At 46.8% G+C, this 25,201-nt stretch carries 23 protein-coding genes and 1 pseudogene; 1 reads left to right on the top strand and 23 read right to left on the bottom strand.

Annotated features, from left to right (window positions below; genetic code table 11):
- Positions 1 to 8 precede the first annotated feature (8 nt).
- The 20 genes from MGLY_RS10340 to MGLY_RS10250 form a co-directional block, all read right to left on the bottom strand.
- Complete coding sequence (locus MGLY_RS10340) at positions 9 to 737, bottom strand: HAD family hydrolase (RefSeq protein ID WP_156273594.1); 729 nt, start codon at positions 735 to 737, stop codon at positions 9 to 11.
- Positions 738 to 750: 13 nt separating this feature from the next.
- A complete protein-coding gene (locus tag MGLY_RS10335) occupies positions 751 to 1,749 on the bottom strand; it encodes an ATP-grasp domain-containing protein (protein ID WP_156273592.1) in 999 nt (332 codons plus the stop codon).
- Between the two features lie 48 nt (positions 1,750 to 1,797).
- Positions 1,798 to 2,424, bottom strand: coding sequence for a sugar transferase (locus tag MGLY_RS10330; protein WP_156273590.1), 627 nt, complete (start codon positions 2,422 to 2,424; stop codon positions 1,798 to 1,800).
- Positions 2,425 to 2,522: 98 nt separating this feature from the next.
- Complete coding sequence (locus tag MGLY_RS10325; RefSeq protein WP_156273588.1) at positions 2,523 to 3,083, bottom strand: hypothetical protein; 561 nt, start codon at positions 3,081 to 3,083, stop codon at positions 2,523 to 2,525.
- Between the two features lie 82 nt (positions 3,084 to 3,165).
- Entirely contained in the window at positions 3,166 to 3,450 is a 285-nt protein-coding gene (locus MGLY_RS18510) for a Rossmann-fold NAD(P)-binding domain-containing protein (RefSeq protein ID WP_156273586.1), read from the bottom strand.
- Complete coding sequence (locus MGLY_RS17810) at positions 3,434 to 4,861, bottom strand: nucleotide sugar dehydrogenase (RefSeq protein WP_170291024.1); 1,428 nt, start codon at positions 4,859 to 4,861, stop codon at positions 3,434 to 3,436. Before MGLY_RS17810 ends, MGLY_RS18510 begins: the two co-directional genes overlap by 17 nt.
- An 81-nt stretch (positions 4,862 to 4,942) precedes the next feature.
- Positions 4,943 to 6,211: a glycosyltransferase family 4 protein gene (locus MGLY_RS10310; protein WP_156273584.1), complete on the bottom strand. Its 1,269-nt coding sequence runs from the start codon at positions 6,209 to 6,211 to the stop codon at positions 4,943 to 4,945.
- Between the two features lie 23 nt (positions 6,212 to 6,234).
- The gene (locus tag MGLY_RS10305) at positions 6,235 to 8,472 is read right to left on the bottom strand and encodes an alginate lyase family protein (RefSeq protein ID WP_170291023.1); all 2,238 of its coding nucleotides are present in this window, start codon (positions 8,470 to 8,472) and stop codon (positions 6,235 to 6,237) included.
- The gene (locus MGLY_RS10300; RefSeq protein ID WP_156273580.1) at positions 8,453 to 10,717 is read right to left on the bottom strand and encodes a Gfo/Idh/MocA family oxidoreductase; all 2,265 of its coding nucleotides are present in this window, start codon (positions 10,715 to 10,717) and stop codon (positions 8,453 to 8,455) included. Before MGLY_RS10300 ends, MGLY_RS10305 begins: the two co-directional genes overlap by 20 nt.
- Complete coding sequence (locus MGLY_RS10295) at positions 10,714 to 11,922, bottom strand: glycosyltransferase family 4 protein (RefSeq protein WP_156273578.1); 1,209 nt, start codon at positions 11,920 to 11,922, stop codon at positions 10,714 to 10,716. Before MGLY_RS10295 ends, MGLY_RS10300 begins: the two co-directional genes overlap by 4 nt.
- A 17-nt stretch (positions 11,923 to 11,939) precedes the next feature.
- On the bottom strand, positions 11,940 to 12,902 hold the full coding sequence (locus MGLY_RS10290) for a glycosyltransferase family 2 protein (RefSeq protein ID WP_156273576.1): 963 nt from the start codon (positions 12,900 to 12,902) through the stop codon (positions 11,940 to 11,942).
- A 161-nt stretch (positions 12,903 to 13,063) separates the two neighbouring features.
- A complete protein-coding gene (locus MGLY_RS10285; protein ID WP_156273574.1) occupies positions 13,064 to 14,254 on the bottom strand; it encodes an O-antigen ligase family protein in 1,191 nt (396 codons plus the stop codon).
- A 338-nt stretch (positions 14,255 to 14,592) separates the two neighbouring features.
- Positions 14,593 to 15,132 (bottom strand): D-glycero-alpha-D-manno-heptose-1,7-bisphosphate 7-phosphatase, encoded by a 540-nt coding sequence (locus MGLY_RS10280; protein WP_170291022.1) that lies wholly within the window; start codon positions 15,130 to 15,132, stop codon positions 14,593 to 14,595.
- An 8-nt stretch (positions 15,133 to 15,140) separates the two neighbouring features.
- Positions 15,141 to 15,731: a D-sedoheptulose 7-phosphate isomerase gene (locus MGLY_RS10275; protein WP_211661863.1), complete on the bottom strand. Its 591-nt coding sequence runs from the start codon at positions 15,729 to 15,731 to the stop codon at positions 15,141 to 15,143.
- An 81-nt stretch (positions 15,732 to 15,812) separates the two neighbouring features.
- Entirely contained in the window at positions 15,813 to 16,859 is a 1,047-nt protein-coding gene (locus tag MGLY_RS10270) for a GHMP family kinase ATP-binding protein (protein ID WP_156273570.1), read from the bottom strand.
- Positions 16,859 to 17,557 carry a nucleotidyltransferase family protein gene (locus MGLY_RS10265; RefSeq protein ID WP_156273568.1) on the bottom strand — a complete coding sequence of 233 codons (699 nt, stop codon included), beginning with the start codon at positions 17,555 to 17,557 and terminating at the stop codon, positions 16,859 to 16,861. Before MGLY_RS10265 ends, MGLY_RS10270 begins: the two co-directional genes overlap by 1 nt.
- A 39-nt stretch (positions 17,558 to 17,596) precedes the next feature.
- Positions 17,597 to 17,728, bottom strand: a complete 132-nt coding sequence (locus MGLY_RS18505) for a hypothetical protein (RefSeq protein ID WP_277997842.1) — start codon at positions 17,726 to 17,728, stop codon at positions 17,597 to 17,599.
- A gap of 135 nt (positions 17,729 to 17,863) precedes the next feature.
- Positions 17,864 to 18,868, bottom strand: a complete 1,005-nt coding sequence (locus tag MGLY_RS10260; protein WP_156273566.1) for an MvdC/MvdD family ATP grasp protein — start codon at positions 18,866 to 18,868, stop codon at positions 17,864 to 17,866.
- 172 nt (positions 18,869 to 19,040) lie between these two features.
- Positions 19,041 to 19,283 (bottom strand): hypothetical protein, encoded by a 243-nt coding sequence (locus MGLY_RS10255; RefSeq protein WP_156273564.1) that lies wholly within the window; start codon positions 19,281 to 19,283, stop codon positions 19,041 to 19,043.
- Positions 19,284 to 19,312: 29 nt separating this feature from the next.
- Complete coding sequence (locus tag MGLY_RS10250; RefSeq protein ID WP_156273562.1) at positions 19,313 to 19,951, bottom strand: hypothetical protein; 639 nt, start codon at positions 19,949 to 19,951, stop codon at positions 19,313 to 19,315.
- A gap of 405 nt (positions 19,952 to 20,356) precedes the next feature.
- On the opposite strand from MGLY_RS10250, the pseudogene MGLY_RS10245 reads away from it, so the two are divergent.
- Positions 20,357 to 21,603, top strand: a pseudogene (locus tag MGLY_RS10245) (IS110 family RNA-guided transposase).
- Positions 21,604 to 21,739: 136 nt separating this feature from the next.
- Here the strand turns inward: MGLY_RS10245 and MGLY_RS10240 are convergent.
- The 3 genes from MGLY_RS10240 to MGLY_RS10230 all read right to left on the bottom strand — a co-directional run bounded on the left by MGLY_RS10240 (position 21,740) and on the right by MGLY_RS10230 (position 25,186).
- Positions 21,740 to 22,441 (bottom strand): TIGR02391 family protein, encoded by a 702-nt coding sequence (locus MGLY_RS10240; protein ID WP_156273560.1) that lies wholly within the window; start codon positions 22,439 to 22,441, stop codon positions 21,740 to 21,742.
- Between the two features lie 118 nt (positions 22,442 to 22,559).
- Positions 22,560 to 23,639: a glycosyltransferase family 4 protein gene (locus MGLY_RS10235; protein ID WP_156273558.1), complete on the bottom strand. Its 1,080-nt coding sequence runs from the start codon at positions 23,637 to 23,639 to the stop codon at positions 22,560 to 22,562.
- Between the two features lie 41 nt (positions 23,640 to 23,680).
- Positions 23,681 to 25,186, bottom strand: coding sequence for an oligosaccharide flippase family protein (locus MGLY_RS10230; RefSeq protein WP_156273556.1), 1,506 nt, complete (start codon positions 25,184 to 25,186; stop codon positions 23,681 to 23,683).
- Between the last annotated feature and the right edge of the window lie 15 nt (positions 25,187 to 25,201).

The following is a 25,201-nucleotide window of genomic DNA, read 5'->3' as shown; positions in this document are numbered from 1 at the left end:
GCTATAGTCTAAACAAGCGAAAGCAAATCATATAAAGTATCTATTTTATAATTAACATTAATTAAACCTTCCTCAGGTATCATTTCTTTATAAAGACCTTCAGGACGCCTGATCCAGGCAGTTTTAATACCCAGGCTGGAAGGTCCAATAAAATCCTTTGCCGGGTTGTCACCAATATAGCATACACTACCGGCTTCTACTCCAAAATAATCCAATGCTTTACTAAAAGCACATGGTGAAGGTTTCCAATATTTACGATCAGGTCCTAGCTTATCAGTATATAAAATTAACTCCATCCATTTTTCTAACCCCAGGCTTTTTACCTTCCGTTCCTGTGCTTCCCAGAAGCCATCAGTTATAAGGCCTAAACGCATGCTCATAGCTTTTAATAGTTCTAAAATACAAGGTACTTCGTCGTATAAAGAAATTTGAGGGTCATGCAGGCGATAACATAATATCATTTCATTTATCATATCCCTTGGTGCCATTCGCGAAATCTTTTGGATAAGATCCTCTGTATATTTTTCCGGGTGTAATAATAATCCTTCAATAAACCGATCAAAAACCTTTTTTCTATCATCTTTAAAAAGCTCCTGCATATCATTAAAAAGCCTGTCCTGCATCTCTTCGGTATCCGCAAGCATCCGGCTTACTGCTCTAAAACCGCTCCATAAATATTCTATCTCCGGATATAAAGTATCGTCCAAATCAAAGATAAAAACTTTTAACTCACTCATTTTTTACACCCGTCTATAGCTTCATTAAAGAATATCCCAAAGGATCATTTTCTAGAGAAATAAAAAAGGCTTCGTCAAAACGACTCATTAATAAACCTCTCTGATACTGTCCAATCCTGGGCTTTACTTTTTCACCCCTTGCCAAAGCTATAAGCATTTCAGGAAACCGGGCTCCTGCTGCATCAGCCAGAGGATAACCGCCACCAAAACGCGGGTTTATTTCCGTAAAGACAGGACCTCTTCCGGTAATAAAGCATTGAATGTTTATTGCCCCAAATGGCTTCAATATCTGAACTATTTTTACCACATAATTATAAAATAGCCCGTCATCAACCGTAATACCCCTTTCCACTTCTCCGCCCCGTATTTTTAAACGTTTTCGTGGAACTAATGATAAGAGTCCTCCCTGTCCGTCACCCATAATATCAAGAGTTACTTCCGGGCCAAGAAGCAATTCTTGAATGATAATATCCTTTTCCTTTGAAATATAGAAAAATAATTGATCTCTAGTATCACATTTTATTATTCCCTGACTGCTCGAGCCACAACGAGGTTTTATAATAACCGGAAAGCTAAGATCATGTCTTATTAACTTTTCTTGCGCTTCGTCCTTTGTAAAAGTTTGGGCAGCAGGAATATTATTAGAAGCAAAAAAGTTCCATGTGGCCAATTTATCATTTCCAATATTAACTGTTTCTGGAGCAGAAATGGCTACAGTGCACCCAATTTTATAAAAAATATCTTTACTGCCGGCCAGCAAAGGCAACTCCGGATCAATTAAAGGTATAACTAAATCGATCTTTTTTTGTTCGCAGATATTAATTAATTCTTCTATATACCTGTCAGATGAGACGCGGGGCAAAATAAATGATTCGTCAGCTTCAATTAAGGTAGGAGCTGTGGGATCACAATCTGCCGCCATTATTTTACTGCCTTTTAAATTTTCTACAGCACGCCGAAAAGCCCTGAGAAGGGAAACACGCCTACCAGCAGAGGTCAAAAGTATGTTCATGTCAAGGTATTCCTCCAGCCCGCATGAATAGCTTCAAAAACAGCCTTTTCAGCCCCACATCTGCCCTGGCCCCTGCGAACCTCGGAACTCAGGCATGGTGGCGTGACCGCCGGCGCTGATGCCTTCACGCTTCAACACTTTTATAAGAGTTAACCCCAAGATCTTGAGGTCCAATCCCAGGCTCCAGTTATCCACGTACCAGACATCCAGTTTGAACTTCTCCTCCCAGGTAATGGCATTTCTACCGTTCACCTGAGCCCAGCCGGTAATCCCCGGCTTCGCTTCGTGCCGCCGCGCCTGTTCCGGGGTATAGCGGTCCAGGTATTCCATTAATAACGGCCGCGGCCCTACCAGGCTCATTTCCCCTTTTAGAACATTAAATAGCTCCGGCAGTTCATCAAGGCTGGTGGAGCGCAAGATACGGCCTAATCTGGTCAGCCGCATTTCATCGGGAAGTAAACGGCCCTCAGCGTCCCGTAGGTCCCGCATAGTCCGAAACTTATAGAGAATAAAGGGCCGGCCGTGCAGGCCGGGCCGCACCTGGCGGAACAACACCGGGGCGCCCATATTCATCCGCACCAGCAGGGCAATAAGTATAATAAGGGGCGACAAAACTACCAGCCCCATGAAAGCCCCTATAAAATCAATGAGGCGTTTAATCAATAATGAACGCATATTTTGGTCCCCGGTTCTCCTGTATTTTCAAATCCTATACCATCGCCGTTAATCTGCAAAAAGATGGCCACCACCCCGGCCTCGCCATAGGGATCCACCTACTTACGCCGCTCAATGTAGCCGCGGCTTTCAAGCTCTACCATGGCTTCCTTAATTTCTTCATAGGAAAAGTGCGGCTTGATGCTCTTTATCTCCTGGATAAAATCTTTCCTTTTTATTTCCCTGTCGCTAGTTACGGCATCGCGGTCAACAAAAATAATGGTAGAGCGCAGCTCCAGATCCCTGACTCGCCTAGAACCGAATTCAGCCAATAGTTTTTTTATCTGCGGCTGATAAGTAGTCAGGAAGTCCTGAGCCTTGTTTTTAATCAGCGCGGCATTATGAGACGGTGAAATGCTGTAACCGTTGGAGCCCTGATCCATTGTTACCGCCACGCCCCCTATGCAGCTTACATAGTCCAGGTCATCCATTAGTTCGCTACAAAAAGGACCGTGGATATACAGGCTATACTGATATCCAACTGGCACTTTAAATACTGTTTGCAGCAGGTAAATTAACTTTTGCAAAGCGGTTTTGCCGAACCGCTGTCTGTTTTCCTGCATTTTTTCCGTCAGGAGCACTATCAAAGCATATTGATGCCAGGGGATATTTAATTTCACTTTATACACCTCATTGATGTTATAAAGCCGAATATGGGATCTTGTATCTCATAATACTTCATTGATACCACCTTTTTCATTCTCATACCTTGTCCTCGATACGGCCGGCAAACAACCAGGCAGCAGTGCGCCTGAGGCCCTCCGCCAGGGTCACCTGCGGGCGCCAGCCCAGTTCTCGGGCTATCTTCCCGGCATCTAAAAGGCTGGAACGCAGGTCCCCCGGCCGCGGCGGGCCGTAGGTGGCCGCCGGCAGCTCTGCAACCCGGCCCTGCCCGCGCAGTACCTCCGCCAGGGCCTGCCGCAGGCTCCTCTCCAGTTGGTTTACGTCCGTACCCAGGCCCGTGCCCACATTATCCTTTACCCACACCGCGGCCGAGGCAGTACACTGCAAAACCGTATTCGCGCCACAGGTCGGTATTGATCATATTCCGTGTATCGAACACGACGGGGCGGCGCATAAGTTTACCAATTTCCAAAGGGTGGAGAAACTTAAACTCGTCATGGTCTGCCAGTAACAGCAGACAATCGGCCCCGGCAACGGTTTCCTTCAACGTGGAAAGTTCGTATGGAAAATCCCGGACGTGCGGGTCATAAACGCTGAAGCTAATACCCTCCTTCTCCAGCAGCTGGAGTACTCGTAAGGCTGGCGTCTCTCGTGCATCATCGATATTCCCTTTATAGCTCACCCCGAGAACGGCGATTTTCCACGGACCCTGATCTGAGTGAGTGGGAGTGTCACCCTTAAAGCCGTCTGCATCTGCCGTTACCGCTATCTCCGCCGCCGTCCTGCTGTTTCCACAGGCTACTTCAACCTCACCGGCTGGTCTACTTGGATCTGCTAAACCTGCCCGGGAGGGGTGAAATGGGTTTGTTTTGGTAGATGCCAGGATTTCCTTTAATCTTCGTACCACATGGTCGGGCATACTATCATTCGTACGGCGACCAAGGGCAATAAGCCTGGCCTCCGCGGGAAATCTTTCGACTATAAACCATGGATCCACCGCCAGGCAATGCCCCCCGACACCAGGCCCCGGCAGATGAATATTTACTCGCGGGTGCAGGTTGCTTAGGCGGATAACCTCCCAGGCGTCGATGCCCAGTTTCTCGCAAACTATTGCCAACTCGTTGGCCAGGGCGATATTGACGTCCCTATACGTATTCTCCATCAACTTAACTGTTTCAGCGGTGGTGCAGTCGGTGAGATGAATGCCTCCCTCAACGAAGACGCGGTAAATCTGGGCTGCCTTTTCAGCAGAGGCCCGGTTGATTCCTCCTATAATGCGCTCATTTTCGATAAGCTCTTTTACCGTACGGCCAGGTAGCACCCGCTCAGGACAATGAGCCAGGTAGAAATCTTCCCCTGCCCGCAGTCCTGTCGATTCAAGAATGGGCTTGAGTAGCTCCACGCAGGTCCCCGGTGGAGATGTAGACTCAAGAATCACCAGGTTCCCCTTGCGCAAGAGCGGAGTTATGCTCTCCGCAGCGGTGCGAACAAAACTGAGGTCGGCCTTCTTATCCTCCGTGATCGGAGTAGGAACGGCGATAATGTAGACATCCGCCGCCTGGGGCCGTTCTACGGCATGAAGGTTGCCGGACTGCACTGCTGCCTTGACCAGCGTCTTCAGCCCCGGCTCCTGAATATGGACACTACCTTTATTTATGGTATCAACAACTTTGGGGTTTACATCTACACCCACAACGTTAAAGCCATGGGTGGCGAGTATGCTGGCCGTAGGAAGGCCAATATAACCCAGCCCTATAACGCAGATAGTTTTCATGGATGTTAGTTCCCCCTAATGAAAACATAAAACTCTTGTTCACAGCCGCATCCCAAAAAAGCCGCCATTTATAGAGCCATCTCATAGGGTTTCTTCAAGTATAGCGGCCAGCTCCATAGCCAGCTTTTCCCGGCAGAAATGCTCCTCTACCAACCTGCGGCCGCGCTGCCCCATGGCTATCAGCTCCTTTTCCGGGAGAGCCGCGAGCTTCAATACCGCCTTGGCCAGGGCCTCAGGATTTTCCGGCGGTACGGCTATGCCCGCTCCAGCATCGGCCACCATCGCGGCCATGTCCCCCGGCACAGCCGCAAGCACTGGTTTCCCGGCGGCCAGGTAGTCAAAAAGTTTATTCGGACTGACCGCATATTGGAAGGCGGCCACGTCCTTCAGAGTAATAACTGTTGCATCGGCAGCCATGAGTAGCGCAGGTATTTGGGTTTTAGGAACGGGCGCTAAAAACCGCACATTTTCGAGTTCCAGGGCCCGGGCTTTTTCTATAAGCCCCACCTTCGCCGGCCCATCCCCTACCAGAAGAAATTTTACATCCTGGCCGGTAGTACTCGACGGCCTGTTTTCCCGTAAAACCCTGGCCGTATCCAGGATGGTATCAAGGGCATTGGCCGGACCGTGAGCTCCGGTATAAACTATCGTAAATCCTTTCATGTCAAACTGTTTCCGGGCTTCTTCCCGTGCTTTTTGATTAGCCATTTTTGTTATGGCATCAGGGAAATCCGCCAGCCGTACACCATTGGGTAGGAAAATAACCTTCTCCGCAGGTACGCCTTTTGCCGTCAGGTATTTCAGCGAGCCTTGAGCGAGAATAATAATTCTACTGGCGCGAGCATATAGGAACCGCTCCAATACGCGCATGAGATGAATGCCAGGATGCCATTCCGGGAAACCACCCATATCAACCAGTGCCTGTGGCCATAAGTCCCGCAATTCCAACCAAAAGGGAACGCTTGCCCTTTTTGCCACCCACCACGCAGCCAGGGCGGCAAAGGGGTGAGGCGAAGAACCTATTATCACGTCGGGTGGTGCCGCTACCCGTGCTGCCTTTTGTAGAAAGCTCCAGGCAAAGCTCAACATATTCCAGGCCCGCCGCCAATCGTTCTTCTGGTAAACCGCCGCGCGCAACCAGTAAAAATGAACACCATCCACTTCTACTAGCTGGTATTCTTCACCTGGATTTAGTCTTGTGTGTTTTCGTAAACTCAAGTTAACATCCGAAGCGAAGATGCTTACCTGATGCCCTTTCTTGACAAGTTCACGTCCCAAATCAATATGGCGGCTTCCTCCCGGCAGGTCCGGCGTGATGGCGTACTGGTTGACGATCCATACGTGTGCCAAAGGTCCGATTCTCCCTATCCTTTTTAATGGCTATCTTCCCAAAGCGAAAAGGCAGTTACTCCCGCCGTTGTCGCCAAGCAAATCTGTGGCCCGTGCAGGGTTACCTCGGGAGCGGCCTGGGCTGGCGCAAGCAATGAAATAAAGACAATGGATGCCTCCGCTTCTACCGAGAGAGATAGGGATAAGGCAGGTACCCGAAGCCCGTAGTAACGTGACACCCACCCCCTGGGTCCATTCGCATCCGCTGTCCCGGCCTCCAGGCCCCTATAAACGGCAAACCTTCCGGGGAGTGGTTGCCAGGTTGGTGAGCCCTCATTTGCATAAGAAGGAGCTTTGTTAAAGGCACCTACCATTATCACAAAAGGGCCCTGAGGTGTACTTAGTTTGACTCCGCATGGTAAGCAACCCGCCCCACATTCTTCCCATGGCCAATCGCCGAGTAGCCAGTGCAGCTGAAATTTATGCCTGTATACTTGCTGGTGAACAGATTTGTCCTGACCAGGCTTTCCGCGTGCGCAGGGATAAAGGTTGTCCAAAACAAGGTATGCACCCGCGCCCAAAGCCATTACCCGCCGCCGGTGGACCAGCCCCCCTTTCAAGCGGCGGTAGCCGTAGTGCTCCCCGGCTACATACCACTTACCTGGTCCAGGGGGGATACCGGTCTCGATTCTCCCCGCTTGGACAAGGTTCAACCACTTGAAGCGGCGAATTAGTTGCATCTGATCCTGCCCGTCCACAGCCACCGTATTATGGGATGAGGTTCCCATGAAGTAGTAGTGATAGCTCAGCTCATCGTTATAGAGATATGAACCCCCATCCTGGGCTATGTTCAGGCCGCGCCACCAAATGTCCACGTGCAACTGGTCGGCCTGGCCGAAGCGGTCACGCAGGGAGCCGCAGCGGAAAACCGCAAAGTCCCCCGGCCCCTCGCGGTAGAGGTACAGGCCGGATTCCTTGTAGGCCGCCTCCTGCGGTCGGGGATAGGGGTCAATCTCTGCCTCAAGGGCACCCGGCCCCCACAGCCACAGCAGTTCCTCATCCCAGGGTCCCGGTTCAAAGGCGCGTTTTCCCGTCGTCAGGTAGCGGATCGAATTCAGAATGGGGCGGAAGTCACTGTAGTCACAGTTCGTCCATGGGCACAGCAGGGCGCCGTCGTTGGCCCCCCAGTTGGGCAAGCGCCCGTCGGCCTCGTTCATAAAAGAGGCCAGATATAACGCCGATTTAGCCAACATATCATAAATCTGGCGGGGGAATGGCTCCCCCAGGCATTCCCCGATGCGCAGGGCCCAAAGATAATAATGGAGGGCCAGGCGGTGGTAATTGTGGGAGGACTGGCAGTAGCCGCCGTCAGCGTAAAACTGGCCCAGGCATTCCCCTTCTAAAAGTCTCCTTCCCAGTCCCTTCCAACGGTGCGCGCCCTTCATCCAGGGAAAATAGCTGCCCAAAAGGTAAAGGCCCAGGGCTTCGCCAATGAGGTGATTGTTATATACCGCCAGCCGCGCGAAGTTAATGTTGGCCAGAAGGTGCTCGCCATGCAGGTACAGCAGGCGCATCAGGCGCGCAAAATCTTCATCCTCAAAGGCCGCATCGTCTACAAAGACATAAAGGGCCAGCACCCAGGCCATAGCCCTGATGGCCAGCTCCTGGCCGCTGTTCCAGTTGATTCCCCCCCGGTAGGGGTTAGCCTCCTCCCAAGATTTAAGCTGGTCACAAAAAGCCCGCACCCATTTACTATCACCTGTCAACGCATAGGCCCGCACCCAGGTGTAGAGATGGGGAAAGCGGTTCAACTCCCAGACCAGCTTGCAGTCGCCACCTATGGGTTCAAAAGCAGAGGCCTTTGACCAGTGCACTTCACGAGGCCAGCTTACATGCCGGCGCGGGTTAAGGTGCCAGTCCACCGGCTGGCCATAGTCGCCTTCCCACGCGGAGAAACACCTGATCCGGCCCTTTATGGCAGCATCCCCCATGGCAAGCAGCTTCTCGACGCCCTCGGGGCCGATTATTGCGGCTATACCATCCTTTAAGCCCCGCCCATCACGAACAAAAAACGCCAAGCGGTTTTGGCGAAACCTCTCCCGGTCCATCATTTCCGGACCAAGGTAGTGAGACACTTTTATTGTTGTGTATCGGCGTATTGGATGCAACAGCCTGCGAGCGCCGCTACGGTTAAGCCCCTCATAGATAAGGCGGTAAACACCACGCTTAAGCCCCAGGTCGTCCAGCTCTTGAATATGCCACTTAAGGCCCAGTTTGAACATCCTCCCCATAATGGAGGGTTGACCTGTCCGCCGTAACGTTGGCCATATCCCCATTTTGCTCAGTAGCTTTCGCACCTAATATCCGGGTTACGGGCACTACAGCGCCTCCCTGCCGCAAAGACTCTATGATGGCAAATGTAGCCATGGTGGTGGCGGCGCTTTCTGCCAGTGGTACCGGTGACGATCCTCCCTCCTTCACCACCTTCAGCCAGGATATTAATTCCTGGGTATGACCCTTGTCCTGCCTGCGGCTACCCACCTTGCGCACCCGGCCTCCCTGGGCCAGCCGTCCCCCACGGAAGTCGTCTATAATCAATGTTTTACCCCCACCGTAGATCTCCACATACTCCTTGGGCACAGCCTTATCGCCGTTGGCGAAGTAAAGTACGGTGCCTATGGAGCCATCCGCGAAGCGAAGGCTGACTGTCAGGTGATCCTCCGGCGAAAGGCTACCTGACTTCACTCCACAGGCGCTCACCGCCACCGGTGGTGACCCGCAAACAAACTGTAAAAAGTCAACAAAATGGCATACCTCACCAATTACCCGGCCGCCGCCCTCTTCTTGAGCCTGGGTCCAGTGCTCAGGGGGGATGTAGCCCGCGTTTACACGGTAGAGCATACACAGCGGCTGGCTGTGACTTCCAAAGACTTCCCGCGCCAGCCGCCCCAGGGGGGCAAAGCGACGATTAAAGCCTACCATTAGAGTACCACTCGACTCTCCGGCGGCCTTCAGAACCATATCCAACTCTTCTTCTGTCGTAGCCAGGGGTTTTTCCACGAAGACATGTTTCCCGGCCCTCAATGCCCGCACCGCCAGCCCGGCATGGGTGTTGTGCCTGGTGGCGATCACCACGGCGTTTATCTCCGTATCAGACAGCACCTTTTCAGTATCGGTGGTGCAGTAGCCAAAGCCATACTTTTCACCTGTGTACCGCCCACTCAGACCGGTAGCCGTGGCCAGACCAATAAGGTTCACCCCGGGCATCTTTTTCAACCGCGGCAATAGCATGAGCCGGGCGAAATTGCCGGCGCCCAGCATACCCAGGCGCACCTCCCCAGCCCCCCTGCTCCCCGGTGCTGCGGTCCCCTCCCGCAGAATGACTGTGCGGTTCAGCTCCACCGCACCGGTGTAAGTAAAGATTACTCCCAGGTACTTCTCCGCGGTTTCCCCCTTAATCAAGCGGTAGGCTCGCTCAGCCTCTGCCAAGGTAAATCTGTGAGTAATGAGCCTTTCGGGAGTCACTTTGCCTTCCTTGACCAGTTGCAGGATGGTTTCCATGTTGCGCTGCTCGGTGAAGGGTACGTAGGCATAAGGGTAATCTATCCCCTTCTCCTCATAGTTAGGGTCGTAGCGCCCCGGCCCGTAAGACATAGATATTTTGTATTCCAGTTCCTTGGGGTAATAGATCCGTCGCGGAATGTTCATACCCACATCTCCTACGGCCACCACCCGTCCTTTAAGGCGGGAAATCTCCCCTGCCAGCTCTGTGGGTTCGTTGCTGCTGGTAGCCGCAGTTATTAGAACGGCGTCGGCCCCTCGGCCGCGGGTGAACTCAGCCACCGCCTCTATCAGATCCTGGCCAGTAACCACTGCCAGGTCGGCCCCCAGCTCTAGAGACAGCCTTACCCGCTCCGGATCCGGGTCGCTACCCAGCACCAGGCATCCAGCCGCTTTCACCAGCTGAACGGTAAGCAGCCCAATGAGCCCCAGGCCAAGCACCACCACCCGCTCCCCCAACTTCAATTCGGCCAAGCGCACGCCTTGGAGGGCCACTGCCCCCACTGTAGTAAAGGCCGCTTGCTCGTAGCTTACGCCATCAGGGATAGGTACTAAGAGGTTCCGGGGAACGGCCACCACCTCGGCGTGGGAAGCATAGCCCCCACCCGCACAGGCCACACGATCGCCTACCTTAAATCCTTGCACTCCGGGGCCAACCTCTACCACCTCGCCGGCAGAACTGTACCCCAGGGCCAGGGGCACATCCAGGCGCGCAAAGGCAGCTTGGGCCGCAGCTACCAGCCCGTCGGTCTGTACTTTTTTGATCACTTGCCGAACCAGGTCCGGTCGCGAGCGGGCTTTTCCCACCAAACTTTTTTCAGAAAACTCAGCAACTGCACGTTCCGTTCCGGCGCTGATCACCGACGCCCTGGTGGCCACCAGTACCTGGTTTGTTCCCAACCGGGGAACGGGAACATCCATAACACTCAGGGCTCCATTACGGTAGCTCTGCAAGAGCTGCTTCACTTTATATGCACCTTCTTAAGGTAGGCTTCTTCAAGTTCGCCATCAAGTTTGCTTACAAGATACCTCCAATCATATCGTTCTTGCACGAGCCTCATCCCGTTTCGGGCAATGCTCTTTCTTAGCTCTATGTCTCTAAGGAGACCGATTACCTTCGCCGTGAAATCATCATCACTTTGTGCAATCAAGAAATGCTTACCATCTTCTGCACCATCAATCCCCTGACACCCTGTAGGCGTACCCACCACTGGTAGTCCTGCCGCCATTGCTTCAAATATTTTTAGTTTTGCGCCACCCCCTAGTTTAAACGGCGCCACGAAAATACTAGCATTCCAAAAATAAGGCTTAATGTTTTCGACCTTTCCAACAAACTCGAAACCAGGAAGTGTTCGTTCCACTTTAAGTTCCGCCGGATTTATGTTACCAACGACTTGAAACTTAGCCGCTGGGTAAGCTCGTCTTACATTCGGAAAAATATTCCTAGCAAAATTCCTAATAGCTTCTAGATTTCTACTGGCTCCCGAACCGGTGAATAGTATAGTATATGGGTCGCGTAGTACTCGAGAGGGTGGTTTATATTCCGCGCAATCTACACCGCTAGCTACTTCTACAACATGGCTACCCGGGCTAATCTCTCGTGTGATACGGGCATCATCAGCAGAGACCGAGATCACCAAATCATATAACGGATAAGACTGTTTTTCAAATCGCTTGGTTTTCAAAAGGTTAAGTAAAGAATACATCCTTCTAGGAAAGGAGGCCTCGTATCTGGCCATTTTTTGCCACACGTCGCGATCTACATTATGTTGATCTAGAACCTTAAGTGTCATAGGACTCGCGAATTGCCTAACATATGGGGTAAAGTAGATAAAATTAGAATAGATAACATCAAATCTGGTTTTAGCACAAATGTTGGATAGGGCTCGAGCGAATTCTCGGCTTTGGTGACTAAAAACATGAAAAGGTACTGGTTTGAACAACCCTATAAGTGCTTTGGACACAGAGGAATACGCACCTTCGACTATCCACTGGTCCGTCACTAAACGCTGCATAGCTTGAAGATCGCTCTGTTTTGGCATTTTCCGTGTGAAGCTAATTAGATAAATTTCATGCCGCTCTGCTAATTGCCTGATAAAATGATAGCAACGAAGTTGATATCCACTATGAGGGGGATATGGATATGTACTGGTCAAAAAAAGGATGTTCATTTTCGATATAATCCTCCTCAAGCGCCAATATGTCTATGTCCAAAAATCTTCGATGCATATGATTGCCATAAAGTTCTGTAAATGTCCTTCTTCTTTGATAACGGTATAAACATATTAAGAGCTGATATCATACTATAGGTGATAAAGAAATGAGTACTCTTCAGTAATGCATAAAGCTGAGCTTTCCTAATACCAAAATGCTTCTCCACGAATTTACAATTACTTTTCGCTTGCATTCCTGAATAGTGTTCAGGTTTACATATTGAAGAACTTGCTCCTCTATAATGAACGGCAATGGCATCCCTTAAAAGAATCCTTTCATACCCCTCTTTCTTTAATCGAAGACATAAGTCTGCGTCTTCTGCATAAAAGAAAAAAATTTCATCGAATCCGCCTATATCCAAAAACTGATGTTTTCTCATCATAAAACATGCTCCATCGAGATAATCCACTCTACGGGGGCGCCGTAGTCCCAACGTCCACATTACCTTTTCTATTCTTAAAAGGATATTAATAATATAAAACAGCTCCCTGAGGGCATTAAAGCAAGTAGGGAAAAAACTATAGCTTCGCTGCCAGGTCCCATCTGGATTTGTGAGTTGAGCCCCAATAATTCCAGCGCATGGATTTGCCTTGAGGTATTCGAACATTTTATCTATGGTATTCAACCTAAATTTAATATCAGAATTCGCGACTAATATTGCCTCATACTGTGCATTTAGAACACCTATATTAACTGCGGCTGCGTATCCCATGTTAACTTGATTTTCAATTAACTTTATACCAGGAAAGCTTTGTTTAATAAGTTGGTTACTTCCATCAGAGGAAGCGTTATCAACAATGATAATTTCATGTTTTATATAAATACAAGAATCATAAATCGATGTTATAATATCTTTTAAGAGATGCTTTGTATTATAATTAACAATTATTATTGATATACCATCTAAATCTGTAGTTGTATTTAAGTTATAATCCAATTATAACCCAACCTTCCTATACTCTCTAAATTTAACATTAAATGTATATTCAAAAGTGCCGAAGAGGTGTAATCAGGAAACTAGGAGCACTAGAGCCAGTTTGGTTTATTAGAAGAAAGAGTATACCTCTCCCGGTTTCTGGTTCCATTCTGGCAATCTGTTTAAGGAATGCCTTTCTGGTTAGGTTTCCTATTACAGGTAGTCGAGACAACATAAACATAAGACATTATAATTGATAACCATGTGAGGCTACTACCACTTAAGAAAAACGGCTCAACAAATGAATGAACTGTTGTTGTTATTAGCCCTATGAGAATTGCTCTTAGTAAACGTTTTTGTTCTTCTTGTGTTGTTTTCTTAATTAAGTTAATAATATAGTAAAATAGGCTTAAAAAGAAAAGCAAAAATAATATTATTCCAATCAAGCCGGTTTCAACCAAGACTTCAATAATCGTGTTGTGAGCATCACGCATTCCTACATAATTTATATAGTTTCCAAACCCCACACCAATAATTGGCGTCTTACTCCACACTTCTAAACCCGCTCCCCATAAATTTAAACGCACTTCTTCTGTATGACCGACTATCTTAAAGCTTTGGAAAATGATGTTACCAATAGTAGTACGGCTTATAATAAATACAACAGTAAACATAAGGAAAATCATATTTAAAATAGACTTAATTCTATTAGGACCACCCTTCACTAAAAGAAATAGAAAAACAAATAATATGCCGATAACTAGGGCGGCAAAGGCACCTCGCGACAATGTAATTACTAAAGAGAAGCAATATAGGAAAAACAGGATGAACCATAATCGGGGCTTTACTATAAGCTCGTATACTATTGCGAACTCCAAGAATATGGCTAGGTAATTACTCCCCCCCAATGGTGTAACTATAAAGGGCTTTAATCCGTAAAATGATAGCTGCCAATTAAGTTCATTAGCTCCTTGAATGAATGAAGTGATTATTTGAAGGCAGAGTATACCCGAAAACAATCTTAGAGTCCATGTAAGGCTCCTCCATGAGTCCAATTGCCATCGTAAATCATTGAAAGAAAGCAACAGCGTTAATATTGCCCTAAATAAGTATGCTGCGTTCATCGCAGCTCGCAAGGGGTCCGCTGCCCAGAAGATTGATAGGGAGGCCCATAAAATAAAACTGAGCCACAACATTAAGCTTGTTGATACTGGTACAACCCACCGCCCTCTAATCGCAGTAATAGCCAATGCCCCTAAGATGGCAATATCCGTATAGAATAGAACAAAGGTTTTTCCAGCTATCGGCAGCTCATAAAGTTTACCAAATAGAAGAGACACAAGCAATATTATTGTTAAAGGTATCTTTGACATCGCTCACCATCCATTAGAGGGCAATAGCTTTTTCGATATATTAGGTTGATACCCCAGGTCCTTGCCCGCGCTACTTGGCGAGGTAGTATCTTGCCCTTTACGAATATATTTTACGGTTCGAACTTCGAGCATGGCCTTCTTTGCGATTTAGGCTGCACCCGGTGACGTAATTAACCTTGGTAACTTTGTCATACTGACCGTTATCTGGCTCCCCATAACCTATATGTTCGATACGCCCCAGCCAAGGTTGAAAACGTCCACCAGCATGGTTTATTATGTTTCCCAAAAGGTAACCAGCGTGTTTCTCGCAATCAAAGACATAAAGCTTCTTAGGTAATTCATTTTGAATTAATAATTAGATTCGCAGCGTTTAAAACCGTAGATACCATAACTGGTCCTTCTACTGACTTAATTGCCCTAAAGCAATACTGATCAGATCCTATCAGTATAGCCATGCACCCTGCCGCTTTGGCGGCTGCAAGGTCAGTTGACTTATCACCTACAAACCAGGAGCTATGTAAGTCTATATCCCAATCAGCCTGAGCTCGAAGGATCAGTCCCGGTTTTGGCTTACGACACTCGCATTCTACATTGTATGGTGGTAGACCCTCCGGATGATGGGGGCAATAATAGAAGGCATCTATATGGGCACCCTCAGCATTTAACACATTCTGCAGGTGTTCGTGGAACACCTGCACATCCTTTTCCGTGTAATAGCCCCTCGCTATGCCAGCCTGATTGGTAATCACTATGACCAAAAAGCCTGCTTCGTTAAGTATCCGTATGCCTTCGGCGCTTCCCGGCAAGAGTTCAAGGTCCTCAGGGCGGTAGACGTAACCCTTATCCACGTTAATAGTGCCATCACGGTCCAGGAACACCGCACGTCTCACTGCTGACCTCCAAAAAGTAGTTCTTCAATAAGTTCGCATAGAATGTGGCCAATAAAGATATGGGCTTCTTGTATACGGGGAGTATTGCTTGAGGGGACAACAATAGCGATATCGCACAAGGGGAGTATCTTGCCGCCACCCGATCCTAACAAGCCAACCGCCGTTGCGCCAACCTCCTTCGCCTTCTTAAGTCCACGAAGGACGTTAGAGGAATTACCACTGGTACTAATACCTATGGCCACGTCTCCTATGCGGCATAAGGCCGCTATCTGGCGTTCAAAAATAGACTCGAACTCATAGTCGTTCCCAATAGCGGTCAGGATAGACGTATTAGTAGTAAGTGCCAGTGCCGGTAAGGCGTCGCGTTCCTTTTTGAATCGGCCCACCATCTCGGCCGCTAGATGTTGGGCATCAGCCGCACTACCTCCGTTACCAAATAGCAGTAGCTTACCACCAGCGCTTAGAGCCCTAGCGCAGACCAACCCAACCTCTAGAATATGGCTTATGAATGACGGTTCGGCAATGATTCTGTAAAGGTTGGCTGAATCGGCCAAGGCAGTTTCAATAATTTTTTGAGTATCGTTCACTTGTGTTCACCTGTCTACTTAAAATCTCGTTAAGAAATACCTTTGCCATTAGTAGGCATACACCACATATATCCTTAGGTCTTAAACCGCCATAGAATGAATGGTACCACTCATAACGCCCCTATCACTCTCCCAGGTTTGTAGCCCCCGGTTTTCAAAGTTCCAGGGTGTTATCTGTCCTCCCATGCGTTCTATAGCAGCGGCCACCCTGTGCTTCTTATTATAGGGGCAATATAGCAAAAGATAACCACCGCCGCCTGCACCGAGGAGCTTCCCTCCCAAGGCACCATACCGCAGGGCTTCTTCATATATCCCGTCTATATGAGAATTGGATATGCGATTGCTAAGTCGCTTCTTATTCTGCCAACCCTCATGGAGAAGTGCCCCAAAGTCGTCAAGCCGTCCTAGTAGCAGAGCTTTTTTCATTTCATAGGCAATCATCTTGAGCTGGTGTAGCCCCTCCAGGCTATCCACATGGCCTGTGCGATAGTTTTGTACTTGGTCGTCAATAATATGGGCTGAAAGGCGGATACCGCCGGTGTAACAGAGGAGAAGATTGTACTCCAACTCGTTTATGGTATCAGACCGTACCCGCAACGGGTTTACTACCACTGTATCCCCTTGAAATTCGATAAAGTTAAACCCGCCGAATGCTGCCGCATATTGGTCTTGCATACCACCCGCAATGGCAAGTTCTATTCTCTCTACACGATAAGCTAAAGCCGCAATATCATAGCTGGTCATGGGCCGCTGCAACCAGTGTTTGATGGCACCAATTAAGGCTACTACCATGGATGAAGATGAACCAAGGCCTGAACCCGGGGGAGCATCGCTATGCAGGTAGACTGTTGCATAACTATCACTGACTTCCATAACCCGCAACGCTGCCTTAACTAGGTCCAACTTGCCATCATACAGAGCGGTATCGCTATTCGTATACTTAATTGTCATATCATAATCAAGGGAATGAACTTCAATCTCTCTGCCACCGGGAATAATGTTGGCATAAGCATATTTGTTAATTGTAGAACACAGCACCGCACCACCATGCTCCTGTGGATATGGTGGTATATCAGTCCCCCCACCAGCGAAACTAACCCGTAAGGGAGCCTTGGCACGAATAATCATCACATAAACCTCCCCGGCAATTCTTCTTGGGCTCGCCTATAATTTAATGGCGTGCCGATATCAATAAAGTAACCCTCATGAACAAAGCCATAAACTAATTCGCCGCGAGTAAGCAATTTGGGCAATAACTCCCTTTCCATTGAGTAAGGCTGATCTGGGGGAATATACCTTAACACCGACTTCTCCATAAAGTACACCCCGGCATTAACCTGTCCCCTCCCAGGAACTTTTTCTTGAAAGGAGACAACTCTGCCTTCATTGTTAATCTTAACCTGGCCATAGGCAGTGGCATCTTCTACGTTAGCAAGCACCATGGTCAAGAAGCTAACCTTTCTGTAATGGTACTCTACAAGGGCAGTCAGGTTAACATCTACAAATGTATCGCCATTTACAACCAAAAATCTCTCCGCTAAAAGGTGTTCTGCGTGCTTGAGGGCGCCCGCGGTTCCCAATGGCTCCTGTTCTATTGACGATATCACCTGAATACCTTCTGTGTTTACTTCACTTAAATAGGATAGGACCGCTTGAGAGCGGTAGCCCAGGCAAAGAATTACTTCTCTCGTTCCATATGAAGCCAACCACGCTAACTGGTATTTCAAAAACGGCCTGCTTCCTATCTTGGCGAGGGCTTTAGGTAGATCTGGGACCACAGGACGGAGCCGGGTACCAAAGCCTCCGGCGAGAATAACAGCTTGCACCGTTCAGCACCTCATTTTTGAATCTCACAACTTCCAGTGTCAAAAGTCTGGTAACAAAGCCGCCACAAGACTGAAAACAACTATGAGTGTTGTCCTTTCGGCAAACTCCAGAGGCTTATACGCATACATACCAAGTTGCCAGGTAACGATACCAGCAATGACGACAGGCATAATTACATGCCTCGCTCATAGCCGACCTGTTACCGTCAGGCACAGGTCCGAAATTATCTTCTTATTGCTTCATGTAGGCGATCCCACTCACGGTTGGATTTTAGCTTGTAAAGTTCCAGCGGTTTATTAAGAGATTTACTGAACTCCAGTCAGCAAATCAACAAGTCTTTCAGTCAAAGGTAGCCCTGTCTTCTGCTGTATCCAGGCCCATTGGCCGTTGGGGTTGATTTCGAGAAAGTAGTATTGATTATCGGGTGTCAGCACAAGGTCTATTGCAGCAAACTGCAAACCATAGTACCTAGTAAGTTTCAGACATTTGTCAGCCAGTAAAGGCGGTAAGTGATGCGACTTATGCACCAGATCAACATCCTGAGGCTTGCGCCAGTCAATCATTGCATCCGGGTTATCCTGGGAATGAATCTCCACTGGAAATACGTTCTGCCCAATGACAGTTACCCTGATGTCGTATTTTTTCGGAAGCAGTTCTTGAAATATCGATGGAGCAAATCTTAAATCCTCTAAATTCAATAAGTGTTCTTCGTTCACCTTGCTTGTATGAATTACAAATTCGTTATTTTCACCCCTAACAATACCTGACTTGACCGGTTTTACTACCATCTTTCCTTTCAAGTAATCGAAAAACTTTCTTACTTCCTCCGGTTGGTTAGTAATTAGGGTTTTTGGAATATCAAAGCCAAGTTCTTTTGCTACTTGAAGTTGTTTAATTTTACTTCTCGCATTTTCCAGAGAGTACGGGTGACTAACCCAGAAGCAGTCGATACTTTCCCAAAACCCACGTATAAAAAACCAGGATTCGTTAATACAAAAGGTCTTAAAATCTCCAAATTTTTCTGGTAAAATCGCCCTTTTAGGCCTGCGATACCAGATGCTCTTAACTTTTTGCATATCAATATAATGTCTTTCATCTTCTATATAACCGTGAAGCGTATCAACATCAAAGAAAATACTGGCCTTAACCTTTGTTGGAAAGTCTTCCGTATTGAATCTATAGTACGGTATGCCTCGTTTCTGTAGTTCTAAAACTACAAAATCAGCTGTTAAGTCCTCTTTGTTAGTCAGCAACAAGATAAGTTCTTTATTCATTGCCCCACTCGCTATCATTATCTTCTTCTCGATCAACAAATGTCTTAGTCATAAGCTCTGCCAGATTGCTACCGTTCGAGACAATAGGCGTTTGTCTAGCACCAGGAAGTATATTAACTTCTTTTTCCTTATAATAGATAATGGGGAGCCCCTTTGTCTCACTTTTTCTGCAAATTGTCTAATAAAAGTCATCTCCAATAGCCCCCTCTCAAAAATAAATATCATCGTCATCATCCTCACGATCGATCTTGGTTTTTGTAAGAAAACTCGGGAGGTCATCGTCATCTTCCCTTCTAACTTCAGTTTTGGTTGTGAGTTCAGCAACTTTTAAATCGGATTTTACCACAGGTTCAAGATGATTCGTAACCAAAACATCTTTTTTCGCATCAAAATGAAATGGAAATACTTTTTCTTTAGTTGGCTCGGCAAAATTACCTATAAATGGACGCATGGCAATTCTCCTTTCAATAGTGTAGTAAATTAAACTAGCGACAAAAGCTTATCAATAGCAAACAAAACCCCAATAACTCCAATACAGATTAGGGCTCTTAAAAAGTTTTCCTGAGCCAAAGCTACTAAGTCAGTTTTTTCGTTAGTAATTCTAAGATTACGCGAATAATTGGTTATATAAATTACTGCTATCCGCTTGAGATATGTAGCGTATTCTGTTTCTTCACGTGGAAATATCTTGGCTCTGTCTATTGTTGAATATCTCCGGCGAGACAATGTACAGGCAGAATAGTAGATAGTCATGATAAAATATATTTGAGTGAAAGTATAAAGTACGGTAACTATAATAGAAAGCCAATAATGATCTATAAAACCTTCGCTCTTAATTGTTTGTGCTAGCCAAATCAGCAGTGCTGCTGCAAATCCAGAAGTTCCTAAAAAAGTAGTTCCCTTCGCTTCGACTGTGCGCAGTCTATCTTTTTCCTCTAGGTATAATTTTTCTGCCATAGTCAAAAATTGCGTTAACAGATTAATGTCGTTAATTGTTTCAAGTTTGTTAAGCATCTCCTTGGGTTGAGTAAACAGAGAATTATCTTCTTTTCGCTCACCCTCGAGAAATGGCCAAAATATCTGGGCTATATTTTTAAAGCATTCTTTTAGCTTTGCCATAATACAATCTCGTTAAAGTCTCCTTCGAGAGTGTTTATCGTAAAAACAAATCCCCATCCCCAAGTGCTGCATAGTTTACCTTGGGCTATGTCACATCAAAGCTCTCCCCATACCCTTTTTCTTTTGATTATCTTACTAACCGGCCATGCCTGGAAGGCACAAACAATCATGAAAATAGAAAGAAGTGATTACAAACATCTGATTTTCTGCTACATTGGACTTATCAGGGACAAAGGTTGAGTATATTTTGATGGTATAACCTCGAGTACTAACCTAACCTGATTGCCTTTGAGCACAGCCAATTGTCGCCCCTTGTTCTTAAGGACTTGGGAACAGCACGGGTGTTAAACTTCTTACTTTCTCGGGCAATCATCCCTGAAATCCAATGAAGCAGGAGGAGTTCTTATGCAAGACATCTTGGAAACCTGCTGTGGTTTGGACGTCCATAAAGATACCGTGGTTGCCTGCCTATTAAAAGGCAATATTGGCGAGGAACCGACAAAAACCATCCGCACCTTTTCCACCCTTCTGCCCGGGCTTGATGAACTGAAAGCCTGGCTGGAAGCAGAGAACTGCCGCCATGTGGCCATGGAAAGCACCGGGGTTTATTGGCAGCCTGTATATAACGTCCTGGAAGAAGCCTTTGACGGCAGTATGGTTTTGATTGTTGCCAACGCCCGGCACATGAAAAACGTTCCCGGTAAAAAGACTGACATGAAGGACGCTGAATGGATAGCTACCCTTTTACGCGCCGGATTGTTGGAAGGAAGTTTTATCCCCTCCAAACCTATCCGGGAACTCCGTAATCTAACCCGGTACCGCAAAAGTATTATCGAAGAGATTGCGTCGCAAAAGAACCGCATCGAAAAGCACTTACAAAGCTGCGGTTTCAAGCTCTCCACCTTCCTCACCGATATCTTCGGGGTATCGGGCCGGGCGATTATGGATCACCTTTGCCGTCACGGGAAGATATCCGCCCGGGAAGTAGAGACTTTGGTAAAGGGTCGTGCCAAGAGTAAGCTTCAGGAAATCAAGCAGGCTGTCAATGGCAAAATGGATGTTCACCAAAGGGAGTTCCTCAAGCTTTTGCTGGGCTGGCTGGATCAGCACTACGAGCATCTTCGATTGGTAGAGCAAAAGCTGGAGGAAAAACTTAATCAATACCAAAGACAACTGGAACAACTGGACGGCATCCCGGGGATTGACAAAACCGCTGCCGCCGCTATTCTGGCGGAAATTGGCATCGATATGAGCCGCTTTAAAACTGCGGAACATATCTGTTCCTGGGCGGGCTTAAGCCCCGGCAATAATGAAAGTGCAGGAAAAAAAAGTCCACTCGCACCACCCACGGTAACACCTATCTAAAGCGAATTCTTTGCGAAGTTGCCTGGTCCATCACCCGGGTACGCGACAGCTATTTATCGTCCTGGTACTGGAAGGTCAAGCAACGCCGCGGGGCCAAGAAAGCCCTTATCGCTTTAGCCAGAAAGCTCCTGGTAATCATTTACAACTTACTAAAAAACGGTACAGACTACGACGAGACTGCATTTGAGAAAGCCAAACAAAAGCAAGAAAGGTTTCGGATCAAGAAAATTATTGCTGAGGCCCGGAAGCTGGGACTCGAGGTAAGGGAAGTCGCCCAGGTCGTTTAACACTATACCCTCAAAAAGGATTAACCTGGCTGATGCAAGTTCATGCATCTGCTAGCTTATTATTGCCTTTTTACGCCCTGCCTGGTAGGGTTATTTACTTGATGAAGATCATTTGTTAGGTTATTTTCGTGTTAAATTACATCTTTATAGTACGAAGTACATAATTAAGAGTAGCCAAAGCAGCATCTGCTTGCTCGAGAGTAATTGAATCGTGTTCATGAATAGCATTATTCCTAACCAACTGATATAAACCCTTTAAAAGAGAATTAAAAGACTCTTTCTCCTTGCCAGTTAATATTGCTCCATTCCTTAAATGAATAGTAGTTGTTTCCCCAAAAACTTTATCAATCAGCTTTGCTCCGTCTTTAACGCTAGCATCTATTCCAAATGATAAACGCATTCTTTGAGAAAACAACGGGAACGCGGCACGTACAGCTCCAATATAATCATTATTTTGAAGGCGCTTTTTTGTTACCTCCAACAATTCGCCATCTATATGGCCCTCCATGAATTCCAATATCCATTGGCGAATGGCCGGAATGTCATATAAAATAATATCTTGCAAATTGCCTTGAATACCTTGAATCCCTGGTTGTTTTGTTGAATAATACATACCAAAACTTATATGACGGGACAAATCTTTGAAACGTGGTGCATTTACCAATGGTGTCTTAGCAAGATTTTCTTTCACTAAACTTTCGATATATCTTATTCTATCTGCAAAATATTTAGCGGATGGATATTCTGGGCTTTCACTTTCTATATCTTCTATAACGAGGCGGCACTCTTTGTCGATTTGTTCAAGAATTTCTATAAGTGATGCGAAGTATAAAAACATTGTTGGAACTCCTTGTAACTGTTAATATACCGTTTAGGTTACCTTTGCTGTTGTTAGTTAGACAACCAATATCTTATCAGCGAGATCCTACGAAAGCTATGATATGGTACCGTATTAGCTACCCACTCGTTATAAATTCAAGGAGTGCTTCGGTGGCTCGATCCCAAGTAAAGTATTGAATATTGGCACAGCCAGCTTCAGCTAGACGCACCCGTAGTATGTCGTCATTCAGAAGCCGACAAAGGTTCTCTGCCAGAGCTTGCGGATCTCGAGGAGGCGATAATAAAGCGGTTTCATTGTGGATGGCATAGTCGTGTACTCCCCCCGTATCAGTAGAAACCAAGGCGCATCCACAAGCCATAGCTTCTGCTCCCGGTAAACCCCATCCTTCTGTCCAGCTGGGGCATAAGAAAATCGAACTACCATTGTAAATCTCTTCTACTAACGTTTCCTGGGGTGGATTTTTGTAATATTCAATCCAGTCTGGCAGGGAAGCCGGCCGTGATGGAGTGCCGAAGAAAACTGTTCTTAACTCGGGAAACTCCTTCTTTACGACCTCCAGTGCCCGGATGCCGTCTACTGAACCTTTCCATTCTGTATTCGAATACAACATACTGACGCGTCGAGGGCGGTTAGTGATGTCTGTAGTAATATGGAATTTTTTGAGATCGATCCCGTTAGGGATATGTCGCATCTCCTCTGCAGGTACACCGAGTTCCAGGCCCTTCTCAAAAAGCCATTTGGCTATAACTACCTTTTTCATAGGGAACCGCCATGTAGCATCTACCTGTGCTTTCGGCCCTCCCCAGATCTCATAGGCTTGTATTAAATAGAATTTACGACCCTTTGATAAGGGATACTTCGCCACATATTCTGCAGTTTGCCAGGCGGTCGCAAAAACCACATCGCCATCTGGAACATATTGGGCTATTGGCTCGCGAACGTAAACCATTTTAACCCTGGGGTCTAACCATTGCCATTCCAGCTTCGGCCGCAACAAGAAGTCCCGGCCTCGCTTGGCTGCAGTACGAAATACCTGATATAAACCAACCGGGCGTGGAGTCTGCCGCATCTTACGTGGATGAACTACTGTTACATCATGGCCTTTGGCCACAAGATGGTTGGCATATTCGTAAACTACCCTGTATCCACCCACCGGTCTCCAAGGATAACCTGGCAAAATGAAGGTGATCCGCACTAATTGGTCTCCCTTCTCGTTTTATTAAACGCTAAAATACCTCATCGAATAAGCACTTTTATTCGTGGTAGTTCGGCCAGAAGGATGGTAGCCAGATAAACCCCGGTGAACAAGAAGCCTCGTAACAAAAATGAAAGCCAGCCATTGCCTGGCGGATAAGAGAACCAGACAGTAAATAGAGCAATTATACAGGCTATCCCCGACTTAAATACTAACCAAAAAGGTATACGCCAAGGAAGGGTACCTCTCGAAGAAAACAAAATAAGAACTGTGTACACTCCGTAACTAACCAATGTTGTATACGCAGCGGCAAGATAACCATTATGAGGTATAAATATTAGATTAAGTATAAAGTTAAGAGACGCCGCCAAACCTGCCCATCTTAACATGACATATGTTTTTTCCGCTAGTTCCAAACCTTTGTGCCCCAATATAGAAGCCTGCCAAAGTACTTGCCCGGCCAAAACTGGTACAAGAATCGTATACCCTACTCTAAACTGCTCACCTAGTGCGATAGATACAAAATCGAAGCCAACAGCCGCAGTCCCACCTACCATGCCGATTCCTAACACCAAATAAAAACCTGTCATTTTCGATAGGGTACGGACCAAGCCATCGTGGTCACCATTAGCCCAAAGCCTCATTATTATTGGAAAGGCAGCCATGGTAACAGGCCCACTCAACAGACCGCTGATACCACTGATAAGATTATAATTTGCTGAATAAATACCGACTTCTGTACTTCCCCTAAAGAATTGAAGCAGGTATCGATCCCCAATAGCTAGAAGCTGAGCAGCAAAAAACCAAAATAACATTGGGCTACCATATCTGATGAAGCGTCCTAGTCCCTCTTTCAATCTTGAATCTTCGTGCAACGCTATCTTACTATCATGCGTTATCTCCTGTAGCCTTCTTTTGACTCTTCTTAATAGAAATGGCAGCATGCATAATGTACCCAGCAGCATACCCCAAATCAAGCCTGCTGGTGAACGAAATAGGAAAAAAACCAAGGTTGCTGAAAAACCAAGATTCAGAATAGCTCTTGAGATCTCTAGAAACCTGTAGTAACCTGTATCGAGGCTAGCAGGCAGAATTGGGGAAAGTACGTTGGTCATAGCCTGAGCAGGTATAAGAAAAATGACCGCCAATGCTAAACTCCAACCCCAAGATCGAGCCCCCAGCGTTGCAATTAATAAGCCGGCCAGTATACTCAGGCTAAGCACTAACAAGGCGAGAGTCCGAACGATATTAGAATACTCACTGCCACGTCCACCTACATAATACTCACTGTAAAATCTACCTATAGGTTGTCCCGCCCACTCTGTCAAAGCGATGGTAATCGGATTTATAATCGCCAAAACTAAACTGTAGAGTCCGTAGTCGCTAGTCGTGAATACTCTTGTAAAAATGAAAGCACTTGCAAAAGCTGTTAATGCGGGAACGCTTTTGGCTATTGAATAAAAAACACTGTCTTTAGCAAAACGTCGCATTGGATTTGTTAAACTCACATTGGTGTTATGAGAATTTGATACTGTTTGCTCTACCATTTAGTTCAGTTCACC

Origin of the sequence: Moorella glycerini, assembly GCF_009735625.1 — a bacterium.
Classification (GTDB): Bacteria; Bacillota; DSM-521; order Neomoorellales; family Neomoorellaceae; genus Neomoorella; species Neomoorella glycerini.
The sequence above is the reverse complement of the archived record's forward strand: the minus strand, read 5'-3'. Positions and strand labels throughout refer to the sequence as shown.